The organism is Taibaiella chishuiensis (assembly GCF_003014535.1).
Classification (GTDB): domain Bacteria; phylum Bacteroidota; class Bacteroidia; order Chitinophagales; family Chitinophagaceae; genus Taibaiella; species Taibaiella chishuiensis.
Window position 1 is genome coordinate 37,151 of record NZ_PYGD01000014.1, and the last position, 16,867, is coordinate 54,017.

Sequence of the window (16,867 nt, forward strand, 5' to 3'; positions counted from 1 at the left end):
AGCTTTAGCCTTCATTATTGCTATCGAAGCGGCTATTGCGCTCCTGGCCTGCCTTTTGATTAAAGCGATAGCTAAAGCTCAGCTGGAAGGAACGAGGACGCCATTGCATCTCTGTTTGGGCAAAGAGTTCGGGCGTATCGGTTACGTTGCGCCACTTGCGGGTATTGAATACGTCGCGGACGTTGAAAGTAACCGTGGCATTGCCTTTCAGCAACTCTTTCGAAACAGCCATATCGAGGTAATAGGTAGCCAGGCTCCGGCCCTGGGCGGTGGCCTGTGCGCCGCGGTAATTAAAGGAGGCCTGCGCCCTGATACCACCCGGCAAAGTAGCGTTAAGCGCGCTCCGGTCGGTCCAGGCAAAGGAACTGCGCTCGAGGTCGCGGCCCTGGAAGGTGCCGGAAACGGAAGAGCGGAACAGGTTGAGCCCGGTAGTGAATTTTAACCAGGACAATAACTGGTAGTTGAAGTTAAATTCGAAACCATAGTACTGTTCGGAAGCCAGGTTGCGGGCTATGTTCTGCACCAGGCCATTGGCGTCGACCGTGCTCAGGAACTGGATCACATCGCTGGTATTACGGTAATACACGCTGGACAACAAAGACCCGGCTTCCCAGTTCTGCATCAGTCCCAGTTCGAAAGAATGGGTAAACTCGGGGTTCAGATCGGGATTGCCCAATCGCATTTCGCGGTTATCGCCAAACTTGGTAAAGGGCAGCAGGTCCCATTGGTCGGGACGGTTTACCCGGCGGCTATAGCTGAGCTGCAGCGTATTCCGTTCCATCAGTTTATAGGACAGCGACAGACTCGGGAAGAGGTTAAAGTATCGCTTGTTATTCTTCGAATCGATAGAACGCTGTTTGATCGTAACATCCGACAGTTCGCCCCGGAGTCCCAATTGGGCCGACAGGCGGCCAAAGGTATTGCCTGCCATCAGGTAAGCCGCATGCACATACTCGTCGTAATGATAGAGGTCGTTGTACCGGGGTGGATATATGGCGCCGTTGTTCGTCAGTTCGGCAAAACCAAATTCGTTGGAGATCTGCCTGATGGCCGAACGCAGCCCGGCTTCCACCCTGCCCTCTTTACCAAAGGGCTGTACAAAGTCGGTCTGGAAAAGCCAGTTGCGTTCCGTGCTGGCTACCGACGAACGTTCGAGGTCTGTATTCGCAGAGTAGGTGCTGGTTTCGGTATAGGCCGAGCGTTCGATATCCTGGTCGTTGGACCATTTCATATCCACCGTCCATAATTTATCCTTGCGGGTAAAGGTGCGTTTGTAGGATAAGGAAGCTTCGTAGTAGTCCTCGATCTCCTTCTGGTCTTCCAGCCGCAGCGAGTAACCGATCATTTCGTCGGCCTTGGTGAGGTCGTTGTACTTGCGCCAGTAAAAGTTATTGCCCAGCCCCGATTTAGCGAAGGCCGATAGAGAAAGCGTATTGTAGGCATTGATGGTATAGTCCAGGCCGATCATACCGTTGTTGCCAAACTTCTTGCGTTCGTGCGTATATTCCTGTTCGTAGGTAAATGCCGTATCTGCGCCGTTATAGCGCTGGTAGGTATGGCTCTTACCCGGTTGGTCACGCTGGCTGATCGCGTAGTTGCCATACAGGTTTACTTTACCTTTACGGTAGTTGAGGTTAAAGCCGCCGCCAAACTGCCTGTTGTAGCCTATATTACCATTTACAGCGCCATTCCAGCCGCCTTTATGATCTTTCTTCAGGATGATATTAATGATACCGGCTTGTCCCTGGGCATCGTAGCGGGCCGAGGCATTGGTAATCACCTCGATCTTGTCGATCATACTGGCCTGCAGCTGTTGCAGGGCATCGGCCGAATTGGCCAGGCCCGAATACTTGCCATCCACCAGGATCCTTACATTGGCATTGCCCCGCAGGCTGATATTGCCTTCGCCATCGACGGTTACCGCCGGAATGTTTTCGAGCACTTCGGTGGCATTGGCGCCCGAAGCGTTGAGGCTGGAGGCCACATTGAACACGCGTTTATCCAGCTTCAGCTCCATCTGCTCCTTATCACTTTTGATCTGTACTTCTTCCAGCTGGTGGCTGCTTTCCTTCATCACTACTGTGCCCAGCTGTACCTGCTTTTGTGCAGCAACCGGTACAACTTTGTTTTCAAAACCGATCATATTGATGCGCAGGAAATATTTACCCGTGGGTACATCGAGCATAAAGTCGCCTTCATCGCCGGCGCTTACGCCTTCCACATAACCGGAATCGGCCTGGCGGAACACGCCTACGGTGGCAAAGGAAACAGGATTTTGTTTGCTGTCTGTTACCGTTCCGCGGATCTGCATATTGGCTTTGGCCTGGCCATATACCGGCGAAAACGGTAGCCCGGCCAGCAGCAATAAAGAAAACAGGAATACAGTAAAAGCGCGTAAAAAGAGGTGCACAGGGATGCTCAGGGTTTTCATCGCGCAAAGGTAGTCCTTGCCTGCTGACCAGAAAAACAGATAACAATTAATAAATAAACCCGGTCATTTTTTTACCCCCGGCTGACAATATCGTTGCGGCCTACAACACATATTCGTCGTTGACCGGCGTTACCGGCGGCGGTATATTCTGCTCGTGCAACATCTGCAACAGGTTGATCTCGATGGTGCGCGTAATCTGGTTGAGCGGGATGGCTGCCGAGTTGCTGCTGAAGGGATTAAGCAGGCTCATGCCATTGATCTGCGTGGATATGAATACAAAACCGATGAGCCAGCTCATAAAGATAGACCAGATACCCATATACTGGCTGGTGACCAGGGCGATAGATACGACGAACAACCAAATAAATATTTTGGTGAAATAATTGTACGTCGTCGGGAATACGGTGTTCTTAATGCGTTCGGACATGCCCATTTCGTCGGTGAATTTAACCAGCAGGGCATCGAGCTGCATAAACCGGAAGCCGTCGATATAACCTTTGCGGTGCAATACATCGAGATCGTGCGCCTGGATCTGCAGGATCGCATTGTGTACATTGGCATGCAGCTTTACCTCGGCCAGTTCCTCTTCATTGAGGTAGTTCTTGTACATATAGTCGTCGGCCGCCCTCAGCGCGCCTTTGAGCGCATACAGGAAACCGATATGCCGGGTGATCATGCGGCTTTGAATGGCCAGTTTCTCATGTTCCTGTATATCGCCCAGCTGTACATAATTAATAATACTCCTGGCCCAGGAGCGCGAATCGTTGACCAGCATGCCCCATATTTTACGGGCTTCCCACCAGCGGTCGTAGGCCTGGTTATTGTTGAACCCGATAAAGAAAGCAATGGCCGTACCCAATACGGTGGGGATAATGGCCGGGATCTCGAATTTGTGCTGGATCAGGAAGGCATGCACCAGGTACGCCCCCGTACTGCTCAGGATCATGATGATATCGACCTGCCAGGTATCCTTCCAGATACGGCTCAGGCGTATATTAGGCGCTATGTGCATAAGCTTGTATTTACGGTTTTAAAAAACGAAAAAAAGCACGATCAAACCTCCGCGTCCGGCGCCGGCTGCTTTTTACGCAGCAGGTAATAGATGGGAATACCGACAAGCACGATAATGAGGCCCGGCCAGGTAAACTGGGGTTTAAACCAGATCAGCAACAGGCAAAAGCTAAGGCCCATGATGATATACAAAGCCGGCAGCAAAGGATAACCGAAAGCCTTATAAGGCCGTTCTGCATTGGGCATGCGGCGGCGCAGGATAAAGATACCGCCGATGGTAAGCATATAAAAGATAACCACCACGAAGGAGATCATATCCAGCAGGTCGCCGTACTTACCGCTAAGACAAAGAATGGCAGCTACCACGCATTGCGCCCAGAGCGCCCACTGCGGTACGCCAAAGCGATTGAGCTTGCCCGCAGATTTGAAGAACAGGCCATCCTGGGCCATGGTATAATATACCCGCGCCCCGGCCAGGATCAGGCCATTGTTACAACCGAAGGTTGAGACCATGATCATGATCGCGATCACCTTGGTGCCCATATCGCCGAAGATCTGTGTAGAGGCGGCAACGGCCACACGATCCTTTTCGGCATGCGCGATCTGGTCCATCGGCAATACGGCAAGGTACACCAGGTTGGCCGACACATAAATAAAGGTAACGATAAGGGTGCCCAGGAACAGGCTCAGGCCTATATTACGCTGCGGGTTCTTCATTTCTCCGGCAATAAAGGTCACATTGTTCCAGGCATCGCTGCTGAATACGGAACCCACCATGGCCGCCGCAATACCGCCCAGGAATACCGTACCGGAAATAGCGGTAACGTTAAAACCTTTGTCGGGTACACAATTATCGATCAGTGCGGTCTTGGTGGCTGTCCAGGCGCCGGCCCAGTTGGCATGCCATACTTCGGGACGGAACATAACAAAACCGGCAATGATCAAACCGAAAAGGGAAAGTAATTTGGTAGAGGTAAACACCTTCTGGATGAGCTTACCTCCCTTGAGTCCTTTGGTATTGGAATAGGTAAGTAAGATGATGATACCGATAGCCACCACCTGTGCCACACTTACCGTAAAATAGGTAGGTTGGTTGCAGGCGTCGGTGCCGGTCGGGATGCGCAGTATCTTATTGTCTTCGCTGAGCGAGGGTAACAGGTAAGCGGCAAATTTGGCAAAGGCCACGCCCACGGCGGCTATGGTTCCCGTTTGTATCACGGCAAAAAAGCTCCAGCCATAGAGGAAGGCGATCAGTTTATTATAGGATTCTTTGAGGTAAACGTATTGTCCGCCGGCTTTGGGAAACATACCGCTCAATTCGCCGTAACTGATAGCGGCCGTCATGGTCATAAGGCCGGTAAGCAGCCATACGGCGATGAGCCAGCCTGCCCCGCCCACGTTGCGGGTAATGTCGGCGCTTACAATAAAAATGCCGGACCCGATCATCGAGCCGGCAACCAGCAATACCCCATCGGTAAGACTGAGTGAACGATTAAAATGCCCCTCGGTAGCGGGACGGGAAGAAGCGTGCGGATCGGCCATGTATGATTATTTACTGGGGCTAAATATCTGAAAAAAAACTGATTTTGTTCCTATCGTATGTAACCGGGATTCGCTATTATTTTATTAAAATACCGGGCTGGATGGTAGAGGCCCTGCCGGAACCGCAAACAACATAAAAAAATGCCGGCCCGCTTGCGCGAACCGGCATACAACCATCCCTGAAACAAAACTTGAATTTTTTCTTTAACGTCGTTTATCCTGCTATCGGACCCTGCAATATTTCCTAGAGTACATAAAATTTTTCTACCCGGCTATCTGTATCGAGGCTATGGCTTAAATGGTGCTCCCTGATTACCTGTTTCAGGTCGCGCTCGATCGTCTGTGCGATCGAAGTAACAGGCGTATCGGTCGGTTTATTTTCAAAAGGATCCTGCATATGCACCGACATCTTTTCGATCAGCCAGAAAGCAGAAGCGATAACGGTTACCAGCGGGATCATTACCCAACCGAAAAACTCGATAAGCGCGAAAGGCAACAGCATAATGAACAGGTTCATGGCCAGGTGCAGGTACAACCCATAAGTAGAGGGGAATACGGTCTTCTTGATCCTTTCACATTTACCCATATGATCCGAAAAGCGGGTCAGGGTCTTATCCAGTTCCACATGTTGGTAAGTATTGATCCAGCCGTTGTCCAACGCGAATTTCAGATCGCGGGCATGCAGCTCCAGCAGGGCCATAGGCGTATTGCTGAACCGTTCGATAAATTCGAGATCATCGGCCGACAACCATTTATGCAGTTTCTTTTCGGTACCGCGGTCGCGCAGCGCCCGTCCGAGGCTATGTGCCCAGGCGATCTGCCGGTTAACCAGGCGCGCTTCCATCTCGGCTTTCTCATCGCTCTCGTAGGCATTGTCTATAAACGATACCACCTGGCGGGCAAAAGTGCGCGAATCGTTTACGATACCGCCCCAAACGATGCGGGCTTCCCACCAGCGGTCGTAGGCCTGGTTGGCCCTGAAGGCCAGCAGCAGCGAGATTACCGTAACCAGCAACATCGGCACAGATAAAGGTATGGCCAGTTTCAGGTTAAAGAAATGCTGTATCAGCGCTATCATCGTCACATACAGGGTGATCAGGATCACCTCTTTCCGTATCTTCCCAAAGACGTATTTAAAGGGAATATTTTCTTTCAACAACATAACTTCTTATTTTAAGGGATAATGGAAACACCGCCTTAGTTATATATGCAGCAGCTCCGAAAGCGAAGCATCCTCCGCAACCTGCAACCCGCCAGTACGCAGTGTTTCGTAAAATACCGGGTATCCTGCTTTGACCAGTTCCGGCACGATATCGGTGCTGGCCTTTACAGCCTTCTTAAATTCATAATCGGCAGGCAGGATTATGGCATCCGTTTGCCGCGCTTCCAGAAAACTGCGCATATAACTCCTGGAGGTACCGTAGTAACACTCTATCTTCAACCTATGGATCGTGGTACCGTACTTATTACGGATCACTTCGCAGGCGGCATTAAATTCTTCAGTCATCAGTTTGCTCACATCCAGGCGCTTGGTCAGCATCAGCAAACCGGAAATAGAATGATCCGGCGTTAAACCATGCACCAGGGTTATGTTCAGCGTTGCTTCACCAAATCGGTCGACAGCAGCATGAATCAGCTTCAGGGACTTAATGGAAAAGTCGGTCGGTATGATAACATTCTTCATAAAGCAGCACAAGTTTTAGCATTAATTATCGATGTGTATAATGCAAAGGTGCGACCACACCATTAGAACGGGCTAACAGCAATCTTAGAATGTTTTAAAAAGAAGATTAAAATCCGGTTAGAAGATTAGAACCAGATTAGAAAGGCTGACTTTTGTCAATCGGGAACGAGATCTGTACTTCTGTACCCTGGTTCACGATCGAGCTCACAACCAGCTCGCCGTCGTGCAGGCGGATGATATTGCGGGCCAGGGGCAGGCCGATACCATACCCTTTTACTTCGCCGGTATTGGAGGCCCGGAAGAAGGGATCATAGATATAACGCAGTTCCTGCTCGGGAATGCCGATACCCTGGTCCTTTATGATAAGGAATAAACGCGTATTGCTGGCGGCTATAGCCACCACCACTTCCTTGTTTTCAGAATACTTGCAGGCATTGAGCATGATATTGGATAAGGCAAGCACCAGCAGGTGATCGTTGCCTTTTATCTTCAGCTTTTCATCATCCTCGGGCAACAGCGTGTAATCGATCCGGATCTTGTTGTCGGGATAAATACGGTCTACCGATTTTTTGGCCATCAGCAGCAGCTCATCGGCCCGGAGCGTCTCCTGGATCTGCCGCTTGCCGTCAAACCCGGTCTGGGCAAGGCTTAGCAGGCTCTGGATGATCGCCTTTAAGCGCTCGGCCTCTTTGAGAATGATGTTCATCGCCTCCTGGTACCGTTCGGGACTGCGTTCCTTTTGCAGCGCCAGCTCGGCCTCGCCTATAATAGAGGTCAGGGGCGTGCTCAGTTCATGGGAGGCATTACTCACGAAGTTGTTCTGCGATTCGAACGAGGTCTCCAGGCGGTCGAGCATATTGTTGAAGGTAAGCGCGAGGTCGCTTACTTCGTCGTTCTTTTTACCCGTATTCAGCCGCAGATGCAGGTTTTCGGTATTGATGTTGCGTACCTTCTGCGTCATTTTGCGGATAGGCAGGAATACCTGTTTGGAAAAGAACCAGCCCAGCGCAAAGATCAGCAGGGTGGAACCGATAAAACCGGTAAGCAGGATGCTGCGCAGGTTGGTGAGCTGCCGTTTAATATATTCGTTGCGTGCCGATACGACTACGATAATACTCTTGCCGTTTTGCCGGTGCAGGATACCGGCATAATACACATCACCTTTATGGTATACGGCCTGCTGGTTATTGAAGATATCGCGGTAAAAGGATTCGGGCAGTTTTACCGAGTCCATGATGTTGCGGCTGCCGGTGCCCGGGGTTATTACTTTAAAGTACTCTTTTTCGTTGGGCAGCTTTTCGAGGTATTCGTTGCGCAGGTCCTTGATCAGGTCGCTGGTACCTGCACTTTGCGGAAAGTTTTGCTGGGCCACCATTACGGCCCGTATATCGAGCCTTTTATAGAAATCCTGCGACGACATCCGTTCGGCAAAAAAATAAACCAGCACACTCAGCAGCAGGATCGTAGCGGCGGTCAGCCCCGTATACAGGAGCGTGATCTTTAACTGCGTTCTGATCCTTTGCGGCTGCATATCAGGCTACTTTTAATACATATCCCATACCGACTACGGTATGGATCAGTTTAGGGTCAAAATCTTTATCGGCTTTTTTGCGCAGGTAATTGATGTACACGTCCACTACATTGGTGCTCATGTTAAAGTCCACGCCCCATACATATTCGAGTATGTCCATGCGCGACAGCACACGGCCTTTGTTGCGCAGCAGGTACTCCAGCAGGCGGAACTCCGTGGCTGTAAGCTGCAGCGCGCCACCTGCGCGTGTTACCGCTTTGGTATCCAGGTTGAGCTGCAGGTCGGCCAGCGACAGCACCTTATCCTGCTGAAAATCGGCATCACTGTCGAGGTTCCTGCGGAAGAGCGTACGCATACGCGCCAGTAGCTCGGCGAAGTTAAAGGGCTTTACCAGGTAATCGTCGGCGCCGCTATCCAGGCCCGATACGATGTTTTCGGTAGAGCCCAGCGCGGTAAGCATCAGTATGGGCGTGGTTACCTTTTGCTGCCTGAGTTTGCGGCATATATCTATGCCGTTCATACCCGGCAGCATGATATCGATGATCATGAGGTCGAAGGTATGATTGCCTGCCATCTCATAACCGGAAACCCCATCCATGGCTACAGAAATGTCGTAGCCCTCTTCCTCCAGCCCTCTTTTCAGAAGATTGACCACGTTGGCTTCATCTTCGATCAACAGTATTTTCTTCATGGTTCTTTCGGTCTTTGTCTTTCAGGTTTAGCCGGAGGGTTCGCAGAAGCCGCGTTTTAGCTTACTTCCACGATCAGGAACTTAAGGTATTGGGTATTGGGCACATTCCAGAGAATAGGATGGTCGGCCGCCTGGGTCTGCCAGCTTACCTGGCGTATAGTTTTACGGGCATCTTTAGCCGCCATTTCGATGATCTGCAGGAACAGCTCGGGTGGTACCAGGTTGGTACAGGAGGCCGTAACCAGGAATCCGCCGGGTTTCAGCAGTTTCATCCCCCTCAGGTTAATCTCTTTATACCCCGTAACGGCTTTCTGTATGTTTTCCCTGCTTTTGGTAAAGGCCGGCGGATCGAGGATGACCGTATCATAACGGCGGCCTTCTTTTACCCATTGCTTCAGTACATCAAAAGCATTTACATTTTCAAATTTACAGATATCCTGGAAGCCGTTCAGTTCGGCATTGCGGCGCGCCGTATTGATGGCGAAGTCGGAAATATCGAGCCCGAGCACGCTTTTAGCGCCGTATTTGGCCGCATGCATCGAGAAGGTACCGGTATAACAAAAGGCTTCGAGCACGTCTGCACCCTCTACCACCTGGCCGATACAACGGCGATTGTCCTGCTGATCGAGGAAATAACCGGTCTTTTGGCCGTTCTCGATATCGACATGGAACTTAAGTCCATTTTCATTGATGATGATATTGGTGTCGAAAGGCGCGCTGAGAAAGCCTTTCTGCTGCTTCATACCTTCCAGTTCCCGCACGGGCACATCGTTGCGTTCGTAGATGCCTTTGGGGTTAAAGGTCACTTCGAGCGCCTTTATGATCGCATCTTTCCAACGTTCCATACCCAGCGAAAGGGTCTGGATCACCAGGTAGTCATTAAATTTATCGATAATAAGCGCTGGCAATTCGTCGGCTTCCCCAAAAATAAGGCGGCAGTTTTCTACATATCCCAGTTTTTGCCGGTACTTCCATGCTTTCTGGATACGGTTCAGGAAAAAGGCGTCGTTGATCTCTTCCTGCTGGTTGCGGGTAAGCAACCGTACTTTGATCTGTGATGCGGGGTTGATATAGCCCCTGCCTACAAAGGAGCCGTTGGAGGAGAACACGTCTACAATATCTCCGGGCTCATATGCCCCGTCTTCATCACCTATTTCATTACCAAAAATCCAGGGATGTCCATCTGCGATACGGGAACTTATTTTTTTTCTTAAAAAGATTTTCGCCATCGTACAAAGATAACGCTTCGCCCGCCAAGAAAAAAAAGCGATTGCAAAATGGGCTGTAAACCAGTTGCAATCGCTATTTCGCCTGACCCGTTTTACCGGCTGGCCGGCTTAGAATCCACCAACAATTTCAATTTTCGGCGAGCGGGACAGCCCCCCGGGGTTGCAGCCCGGTTCGCCTTCCGGGATATCCCGGCCCAGCTTTTTATAATAGCTGACCCATACCGGGTAATAGTCCGGTTTGCCGGGTTGCTTAAAGGTCATGGGTTGCAATTCGAAAAAAGGCCGTTCCTTATTGGCATATTTATAAGCATCGTATACCAATTCGGAACAATAATATTTGCCGTTGCCATAGATAAAGTCGTCGTCGTAGGGCGCGCCTACCTGTTTCAGGGCAAAAACGATCGCTTCAGCCGGCAACGCCGCGTATTGCTGTTGTACCCTGCCGATATAGATCTTATTGGCATTGCGTTTGCGGAAGTCATCCAGGGATACGATCCGTACACCCGGCCCCATCGCTTCGATCACGCGTACGGTATCGCCGCTCAGCGCGACCAGGCCGACATGCGAAAACCGCTTACCATCGAAGCCCTGCGTTACTTCTTCGATTGCATTGCACATATCGCCGCAATCGAGATCCTGGAACAGGAGATCGCCGGTTTGCAGGGCAAAGGGCAGGCGCTGCTGCGCCGGAGCCTTCGAAGCGGACAAAAGCAGGGCTATGCCGATTAAGATCTGTTTTATCATAACGCGAAGATACGGAAGGTGCAACCGATTATTTACTTTCCTTAAGCACCATATCTATCGTAATAGCAGTCGATACCATAATCATCTTACGGGTATCTTCGGCCACTTCTTCATTGATCGATACAATATATTTATCTGCCGTGGTAAAAGCTTCTTTCAGGATGCCGTTCCATTTTTTTGTAATGGTGCCCACGGGCATTTCCCGGGCGTCTTTGATGGTAAAATTCCAGCCTTTCCAGTCGCCGGTGATCTCGGCTACCTGCATCTCGTGCACATCAAATATGCGAAAAGTGGGTTTAAAGAATTTGAACTTCTGTACAATAGAGCCCAGCGGCATGCCCTTGCTATCGGTCAGTACGATCTTCGACATCCAGAAGGTCCAGCCGCGCCTGATCGTTACAAGCGGGTTGTCGCCCATATCTTTAATCTCGAGCGTAAACGGCAACATGGCCTTGTTCAGGATCATGCGCAGCACCTTATGCCAACCGGGCACCTGTTGCTGGATCATACCGATCTGTTCGCCATGTTCGTTGAACACTTTATAGGCATTGGAGAATTTGAAAAAGCCAACTTTTTCGTCGATAAAGTAGTTATTCGTTTCAAAGAAATCAGGGAATAAAACAGACATGATTATAAGGTGTTAAAATTTATGCGGCAAAGCTACATTGCGACGGCGCTTAGAAAATGTTAATATCTTTGCATTGAGAACAGTGTAGTGCGTGTTTAAGAATTGTGATGTTAAAAATTACCATTCAAAAATCGAACCTATGAAAGCCTCTGTCATTATCTCCACCTATAAACGGACAGACAATCTCTCCCTTATCCTGCAAGCCCTGGACCGGCAAACCTGCAATAATTTTGAAGTCATTATTTCCGAGGACGACCATAACCCGGAAATGGCTTTTTATATTTCCGTAGCACAAAAGCGCCATGCCTTCCCTATTGTTCACCTGAGCCAGGATGCCGATGAAGGCTTCCGCAAAAACCAGATGCTCAACAGGAGTATTGCCGCAGCAAAAGGCGTACTGCTTATTTTCCTGGACGGCGACTGTATTCCGCATCCCAGTCTTGTAGAAGAATACATCCGGCACGGGACCTCCCACCGCATCATGACCGGAAGGCGCGTGATGCTGCACCAGCGCATTACCCAGCGGCTGTACCGGTATAACTCGCTGCAACCTTTATCGCTGTTGCGTATTATTGCTGCGGGCAGCAGCCATATTGAAGAAGGATTGTACCTGCCCTTTATGCCCAGGACCAAAGCCAAAGGAATACTCGGCTGCAACTGGGGTGTAATGAAGGAGCGCCTGCTCGAGATCAACGGCTTTGACGAAGATTACCAGCAGGCCGCTTACGGGGAAGACCTGGATATCGAATGGCGCCTGTTGCAAACCGGCTGTCACCTGTTTTCCATGAAATTCCGGGCAATCGTTTATCACCTCGATCATGCCGCCAATTACGGACAGGAAGAGCTGAAGCAGTCGCAACGCCTCTGGGAACAGAAACGGAAAGCCAATATTGTAGCCTGTATTAACGGCCTGGTTAAAACAGTGGTGCAGGCGCCGCGTAAATACCCGGGCGCCCTGCCCTTACCGCCCGTTGCCCAGGCGCTCTAAACTACCGCCTTTTTCAAACAAACGGTCTACACGCTGCTCTACTTCCGGATCGGGAATAAGCGGCGGCGCATGATGCGGTTTGGTACGCGCATCGATCAGCAAAGGTCCCCTGCAACCCCAGTGTTTATGCTGTATAAAGCTGTCGACCCCGTAGATATCGTGCGAGGGATTACAGCGGGTAAAGGTGGCCCATAAAAAGTTATTGACCGTTGCCGCCATAAAAGCACTGTCGTCGCAAACAACCAGGAAGGGCAAGCCTTTCAGGGCGTTGGCATCAGCCAGCAGGCGGTCGCTGATTTGCTGCATTTCCGCAGCAGCTTTTTCATAATTTTCGAAAGCAGGCGCCGTTACTGCTACTACACCGGGCATTACCAGGTGGGCTGCACGGAAAACACCCGGGGCGGTAAGCACAGCAGGTACGGCTGTATCCAGTTGCCGTAAGGGTTCGCCATAAGCTGCAAATACGACCTTACTGCCCGAGTTCAGCCCGGTACCGGAATAATCGAGGGTATCGATCGTGGTATTGGTATGGAAATGGATATCCCTGCGCAGGTCGATCCGCTCCAGGACGTAGCGTAGAAATGCTGCTTCGTCGTGTGTACTTAAAGACTCACCGGCGGTTATGAACAGGAATTTGGCCAGGCTCAGCTGCCCGGTACCCAATATACGGTTGGCCTGGGTCAGGATCTCAGCAGGTTGCCGTGTTTGCAGGTAAGGCGTATAGCGTTCGCTACCGATAGCAAACAGCAGGGGATGCACCCCGGCCGCATCTACCGCATGCACTTCCTGCACCCCTGGTATTTCCTGGCGTATAGCGTCGCCGGTAAGCTCGTGGATCAATGCGCCAAAAGCCGTATCCTCCTGCGGGGGACGGCCAACAACCGTAAAGTTCCAGATGGCATTTTTACGGGCATATACCTTGTTTACCTTCATCAAGGGGAAGGGATGCGTAAGGCTGTAATAACCCAAGTGATCGCCAAAGGGCCCCTCGGGCTTGTTTTCGTTGGGCAATACCTCGCCGGTAATAATAAAATCAGCATCGTGACTGATGCAGAAACCTTCTTCATAACTATACCGGAAGCGCCTTCCGGCCAACAGGCCGGCGAAGGTAAGCTCACTAAGCCCTTCGGGCAATGGCATTACGGCTGCAAGGGTATGGGCAGGATGCCCCCCAACAAAACAGCTGACCTTAAGCGGTATACCTTTCTTATTGGCTTTGGCCTGGTGGATACCGATGCCCCGGTGTATCTGGTAATGCAGGCCTACCTCCTTATCAGTTACGTAATCGTTACCGGTAAGCTGTATGCGATACATACCCAGGTTGGCATTCATAATACCAGGTTTGTCGGCGTCTTCGGTATATACCAGCGGCAGCGTTACAAAAGCGCCGCCATCCATAGGCCAGTGTTTGATGAGCGGCAGGTCGGAGATACGGATCTCCTCGAAGCCTGAAGGTAAGCCGGAACGCTTCAGCGGCAAGGCTTTCAAGGCGGCCAGACCGGTACCGATATGGCGGAAAGGTTTTTTGAGCGCGCTTATAGGATCGTTACGCAATGCGATAATCTCTTCCACAGCTTTCCAGGTATCCCTGAAAATAAAACGGCTGCGTTCGGTGGTGCCGAATATATTGGATGCAGCCCGGAAGCGGGAGCCCTTTACCTTTTCGAACAGCAGGGCCGGCCCCTTCATGGCATGAACGCGTAAATGGATCGCGGCCATTTCGAGGTGCGGATCTACTTCTTCCTTAATCCGGATCAGGTGTCCATGCTTTTCAAGATCGTTCAGGCATTCTTCCAGGTTGCGATACATCATTTCAAGAGGTTGGCAGGTAATTGACCGGTGGGTATAACCGGCTTCGGGATGCTTTGTTTATTTTATTGCGGATACGGTATAACCGGCCTTGCGCAACAGGCTGATTACACCCTGGTCGCCCCAGAGATGGCCCGCGCCCACGGCTACAAAGGTAGATTGCGCTTTGCACAGGCGCGTTATAACCGGTATCCATTTCCGGTTGCGGTCAAACAACAGGGTATTCAGGTCTTCTTTATAATCGGGCGAAGCGATAATAAGCTCGTAAAGTGCCGGCAAATCCTGCTGTTTATAAGCAGCGATCATATCGGCAAATTGTGTTTTCATCTCGTCCATTTCCCGGGTTACCTTAAGCAGCATATGCGCCGCGCTATCGGCATTTATTTTGCTGATCACATCGATCTGGTCCTGCGCCGCTTCAAGACCCACGATCTCTTTACCACTGCTGGACACCGCTTTCATAATATTGCCTTCATAAGAATCGGGCGTACTGCAGTCTACAGATCTGGAAGCCAGCATACTCATTACGGCAAAAGGCTTCAGGGTCTGCAGCATATCTATCGACATACCGGCATTTTTGTTTACCGCGGCTTTCAGCTCGTTGTATTCTGCTTCGGTATAAAAATCTTTGAGGGTTTTGCCGGGAGGCAACATCATGCCCATGGCTACCTGCATCGATAACTGCGGATCGTCCATATCCAGTTCGAAGGCTACTTTCCGGGACTGGTCGAGCGCACGCTGCATGGCCGGTGTCCAGAGGTAATCATCCGGGCAGATCATGTGTATCGTACCAAACAGGTAGGAAGGTGATTTCAATCCTTTGCCGCTTATTTTCCAGAGCAGGGAATGGTCGCCCGCAGGGATATTTTCAGGCGCTTTGCGGTTTTGCGCCCGGCCCGCGGTCCAGCCCAGCAGCAAAGCGCCGCAGAAGGCAAAAATCTTTTTCATCGGCATTCGTTTCCATAACATAACAATCCGGTATTGCAGTAAAACATTGCAAATTACCTAAAAAGAGGATACTAATGACCACCGCCCAGCATCGTAAGCAGGGCCAGGCCGATCCCCGATAAAGTGACGGCCCATTTTCTCCAGTTCATATCGTGCGATTTGGTACCACTTTCGAAGAATATGGTCGTAGCAATATGGATAAAAGCACCTGCGATAACGGGAATGCACAAATGGATAAAGTGTTCGATACCTGCGTAACGGCTGCCCAGGAAATAGGTGATCAACCCCGCCACCGGTGTAATGAGCGAGAACAATACCAGCGAAAGCGCTGCCCTGCCCTTTCGCCCGTTGCCCGCATAAACCAGCGAAGTGATCAGCATGGCCTCGGGCAGTTTGTGCAGGGCTACCGCCAGGTACAGCGAGGGTAAAGTAGCCGTATCATTGTAGGATATGCCCAGGGGCAAACCTTCGCTGAAGGCATGTACCGCAAGACCGGCGAAGACCGGCAATACGGGAATATGGTGGTGGTGATCGCCGCCGACATGCGCATGCCCGTGCTCTACCCCATGGGTAAAGCGCTGGATAACCTGCTGCAGGAAGAAACCGCCGAGGATGAACAAACCGGCTTCGTGCCCCGAGTGTTCCACCGTTTCCGGTACGAGGTGCAACAGGGTAATACTTAAGAGGAAAGCGCCGGAAAATGCCAGCAGGTATTTCATACGCTGCTCGCTCCAGGAGCGGCTCCACAAGGGAATGCTGCCACCGGCCAGCGTTATTAAAAACAAAATTAAATTATAGAACAAAAACATATATCCTTAAAGATGGGGCGGCAAAACTAACTGATTTTTTTACAAAAACGCAACAATGTTGCATTTAAATTTCTTATCTTCGCATCATGAAAGGTGAAGAAGATATATTGCAACAACATGGCCTTAAGAATACGAAGCTCCGGAAAGCGGTATTATCCGTACTGATCCATGCAGAGAAAGGCTTATCGCACCAGGACCTGTCGCGGGCGCTGGATGTGGACTTCGACCGGGTTACCCTTTTCCGTACCTTACATTCCTTCGAAGATGCGGGCATCCTTCATAAGATAATCGATCCCAACGGAACAGCCAAATACGCTTATTCAGCTGCCGACGAAGCAGACAAGGATCATTGTCATGCCCATTTTATCTGCCTGAAATGTGAAGAGGTATTTTGCCTCGAAGATAGTTTCCCGCTGAAAGATGTAAAAGTGCCGCGCGGGTTTAAGAAGAATACCCTGGATGTACAGGTGAAAGGCATCTGCAAAGAATGTAATAATTAAAAACCGGAATATGGCTTCTGTAAGTGTTGGCGATGCCCTGAGCAGCTTTTTGAAAAGTGCAAGGCTAAAAGCGAGGATCGACGAGATCCGGGTTAAGGGAGAATGGGAAAAAATTATGGGCAATACCATTGCCAAATACACGCGCGACGTATCGCTGAAAGACGGCGTGCTGCATATCACTACCGATGTAGCCCCCCTGAAGCAGGAATTGCAGTTCGGCAAGGCGCAGATCGTCGCCAATATCAACGAATATTTTAAAGAGCAGGTGGTAAAAGATGTGGTGATCCGCTAACCGGCGCACCCATACGGCAGCGGGCTATCC

Annotated in this window: 16 protein-coding genes; 3 read left to right on the forward strand and 13 right to left on the reverse strand. The window is 50.6% G+C overall.

The genetic code is table 11. The features are described from left to right. Positions 1-4: 4 nt before the first annotated feature. The 10 genes from B0I18_RS23355 to B0I18_RS23400 all read right to left on the reverse strand — a co-directional run bounded on the left by B0I18_RS23355 (position 5) and on the right by B0I18_RS23400 (position 11,491). Positions 5-2,431, reverse strand: coding sequence for a TonB-dependent receptor (locus B0I18_RS23355; protein WP_106525188.1), 2,427 nt, complete (start codon positions 2,429-2,431; stop codon positions 5-7). A gap of 100 nt (positions 2,432-2,531) precedes the next feature. Beyond that, the gene (locus tag B0I18_RS23360) at positions 2,532-3,443 is read right to left on the reverse strand and encodes a bestrophin family protein (RefSeq protein WP_106525189.1); all 912 of its coding nucleotides are present in this window, start codon (positions 3,441-3,443) and stop codon (positions 2,532-2,534) included. A gap of 41 nt (positions 3,444-3,484) precedes the next feature. Then, a complete protein-coding gene (locus B0I18_RS23365; RefSeq protein WP_106525190.1) occupies positions 3,485-4,984 on the reverse strand; it encodes an APC family permease in 1,500 nt (499 codons plus the stop codon). Between the two features lie 244 nt (positions 4,985-5,228). Further along, positions 5,229-6,146 (reverse strand): bestrophin family protein, encoded by a 918-nt coding sequence (locus B0I18_RS23370; RefSeq protein WP_106525191.1) that lies wholly within the window; start codon positions 6,144-6,146, stop codon positions 5,229-5,231. A 39-nt stretch (positions 6,147-6,185) separates the two neighbouring features. Continuing rightward, positions 6,186-6,668, reverse strand: a complete 483-nt coding sequence (locus tag B0I18_RS23375) for a hypothetical protein (protein WP_106525192.1) — start codon at positions 6,666-6,668, stop codon at positions 6,186-6,188. A 136-nt stretch (positions 6,669-6,804) separates the two neighbouring features. Beyond that, positions 6,805-8,199 (reverse strand): HAMP domain-containing sensor histidine kinase, encoded by a 1,395-nt coding sequence (locus B0I18_RS23380; protein ID WP_106525193.1) that lies wholly within the window; start codon positions 8,197-8,199, stop codon positions 6,805-6,807. A 1-nt stretch (position 8,200) separates the two neighbouring features. Then, positions 8,201-8,890 (reverse strand): response regulator transcription factor, encoded by a 690-nt coding sequence (locus tag B0I18_RS23385; protein WP_106525194.1) that lies wholly within the window; start codon positions 8,888-8,890, stop codon positions 8,201-8,203. Positions 8,891-8,946: 56 nt separating this feature from the next. Then, on the reverse strand, positions 8,947-10,119 hold the full coding sequence (locus B0I18_RS23390) for a class I SAM-dependent rRNA methyltransferase (protein ID WP_106525195.1): 1,173 nt from the start codon (positions 10,117-10,119) through the stop codon (positions 8,947-8,949). A gap of 108 nt (positions 10,120-10,227) precedes the next feature. Then, on the reverse strand, positions 10,228-10,863 hold the full coding sequence (locus tag B0I18_RS23395; RefSeq protein WP_181358596.1) for a YiiX/YebB-like N1pC/P60 family cysteine hydrolase: 636 nt from the start codon (positions 10,861-10,863) through the stop codon (positions 10,228-10,230). A gap of 28 nt (positions 10,864-10,891) precedes the next feature. Further along, positions 10,892-11,491 (reverse strand): LURP-one-related family protein, encoded by a 600-nt coding sequence (locus tag B0I18_RS23400; protein WP_106525196.1) that lies wholly within the window; start codon positions 11,489-11,491, stop codon positions 10,892-10,894. A gap of 139 nt (positions 11,492-11,630) precedes the next feature. On the opposite strand from B0I18_RS23400, the gene B0I18_RS23405 reads away from it, so the two are divergent. Next, a complete protein-coding gene (locus B0I18_RS23405) occupies positions 11,631-12,479 on the forward strand; it encodes a glycosyltransferase (protein ID WP_106525197.1) in 849 nt (282 codons plus the stop codon). Here B0I18_RS23405 and B0I18_RS23410 read toward each other — a convergent pair. The 3 genes from B0I18_RS23410 to B0I18_RS23420 all read right to left on the reverse strand — a co-directional run bounded on the left by B0I18_RS23410 (position 12,453) and on the right by B0I18_RS23420 (position 16,021). Further along, entirely contained in the window at positions 12,453-14,291 is a 1,839-nt protein-coding gene (locus tag B0I18_RS23410) for a UbiD family decarboxylase (protein ID WP_219906039.1), read from the reverse strand. The two genes, B0I18_RS23405 and B0I18_RS23410, sit on opposite strands and share 27 nt — an antisense overlap. A 57-nt stretch (positions 14,292-14,348) precedes the next feature. Next, positions 14,349-15,236, reverse strand: coding sequence for a TraB/GumN family protein (locus B0I18_RS23415; RefSeq protein WP_181358597.1), 888 nt, complete (start codon positions 15,234-15,236; stop codon positions 14,349-14,351). 71 nt (positions 15,237-15,307) lie between these two features. Then, a complete protein-coding gene (locus tag B0I18_RS23420) occupies positions 15,308-16,021 on the reverse strand; it encodes a ZIP family metal transporter (RefSeq protein ID WP_181358598.1) in 714 nt (237 codons plus the stop codon). 110 nt (positions 16,022-16,131) lie between these two features. Here B0I18_RS23420 and B0I18_RS23425 point away from each other — a divergent pair, with 110 nt between their 5' ends. After that, positions 16,132-16,545 carry a Fur family transcriptional regulator gene (locus tag B0I18_RS23425; RefSeq protein WP_106525201.1) on the forward strand — a complete coding sequence of 138 codons (414 nt, stop codon included), beginning with the start codon at positions 16,132-16,134 and terminating at the stop codon, positions 16,543-16,545. 10 nt (positions 16,546-16,555) lie between these two features. Further along, the gene (locus B0I18_RS23430) at positions 16,556-16,837 is read left to right on the forward strand and encodes a DciA family protein (protein ID WP_106525202.1); all 282 of its coding nucleotides are present in this window, start codon (positions 16,556-16,558) and stop codon (positions 16,835-16,837) included. Positions 16,838-16,867: the final 30 nt, after the last annotated feature.

Coding starts and splice junctions, on each gene's coding strand:
- B0I18_RS23415 (WP_181358597.1), bottom strand. CDS start 15,236: ATGAAAAAGATTTTTGCCTTCTGCGGCGCTTTGCTGCTGGGCTGGACC.
- B0I18_RS23390 (WP_106525195.1), bottom strand. CDS start 10,119: ATGGCGAAAATCTTTTTAAGAAAAAAAATAAGTTCCCGTATCGCAGAT.
- B0I18_RS23355 (WP_106525188.1), bottom strand. CDS start 2,431: ATGAAAACCCTGAGCATCCCTGTGCACCTCTTTTTACGCGCTTTTACT.
- B0I18_RS23370 (WP_106525191.1), bottom strand. CDS start 6,146: ATGTTGTTGAAAGAAAATATTCCCTTTAAATACGTCTTTGGGAAGATA.
- B0I18_RS23395 (WP_181358596.1), bottom strand. CDS start 10,863: ATGATAAAACAGATCTTAATCGGCATAGCCCTGCTTTTGTCCGCTTCG.
- B0I18_RS23385 (WP_106525194.1), bottom strand. CDS start 8,890: ATGAAGAAAATACTGTTGATCGAAGATGAAGCCAACGTGGTCAATCTT.
- B0I18_RS23410 (WP_219906039.1), bottom strand. CDS start 14,291: ATGATGTATCGCAACCTGGAAGAATGCCTGAACGATCTTGAAAAGCAT.
- B0I18_RS23360 (WP_106525189.1), bottom strand. CDS start 3,443: ATGCACATAGCGCCTAATATACGCCTGAGCCGTATCTGGAAGGATACC.
- B0I18_RS23365 (WP_106525190.1), bottom strand. CDS start 4,984: ATGGCCGATCCGCACGCTTCTTCCCGTCCCGCTACCGAGGGGCATTTT.
- B0I18_RS23425 (WP_106525201.1), top strand. CDS start 16,132: ATGAAAGGTGAAGAAGATATATTGCAACAACATGGCCTTAAGAATACG.
- B0I18_RS23375 (WP_106525192.1), bottom strand. CDS start 6,668: ATGAAGAATGTTATCATACCGACCGACTTTTCCATTAAGTCCCTGAAG.
- B0I18_RS23430 (WP_106525202.1), top strand. CDS start 16,556: ATGGCTTCTGTAAGTGTTGGCGATGCCCTGAGCAGCTTTTTGAAAAGT.
- B0I18_RS23380 (WP_106525193.1), bottom strand. CDS start 8,199: ATGCAGCCGCAAAGGATCAGAACGCAGTTAAAGATCACGCTCCTGTAT.
- B0I18_RS23405 (WP_106525197.1), top strand. CDS start 11,631: ATGAAAGCCTCTGTCATTATCTCCACCTATAAACGGACAGACAATCTC.
- B0I18_RS23400 (WP_106525196.1), bottom strand. CDS start 11,491: ATGTCTGTTTTATTCCCTGATTTCTTTGAAACGAATAACTACTTTATC.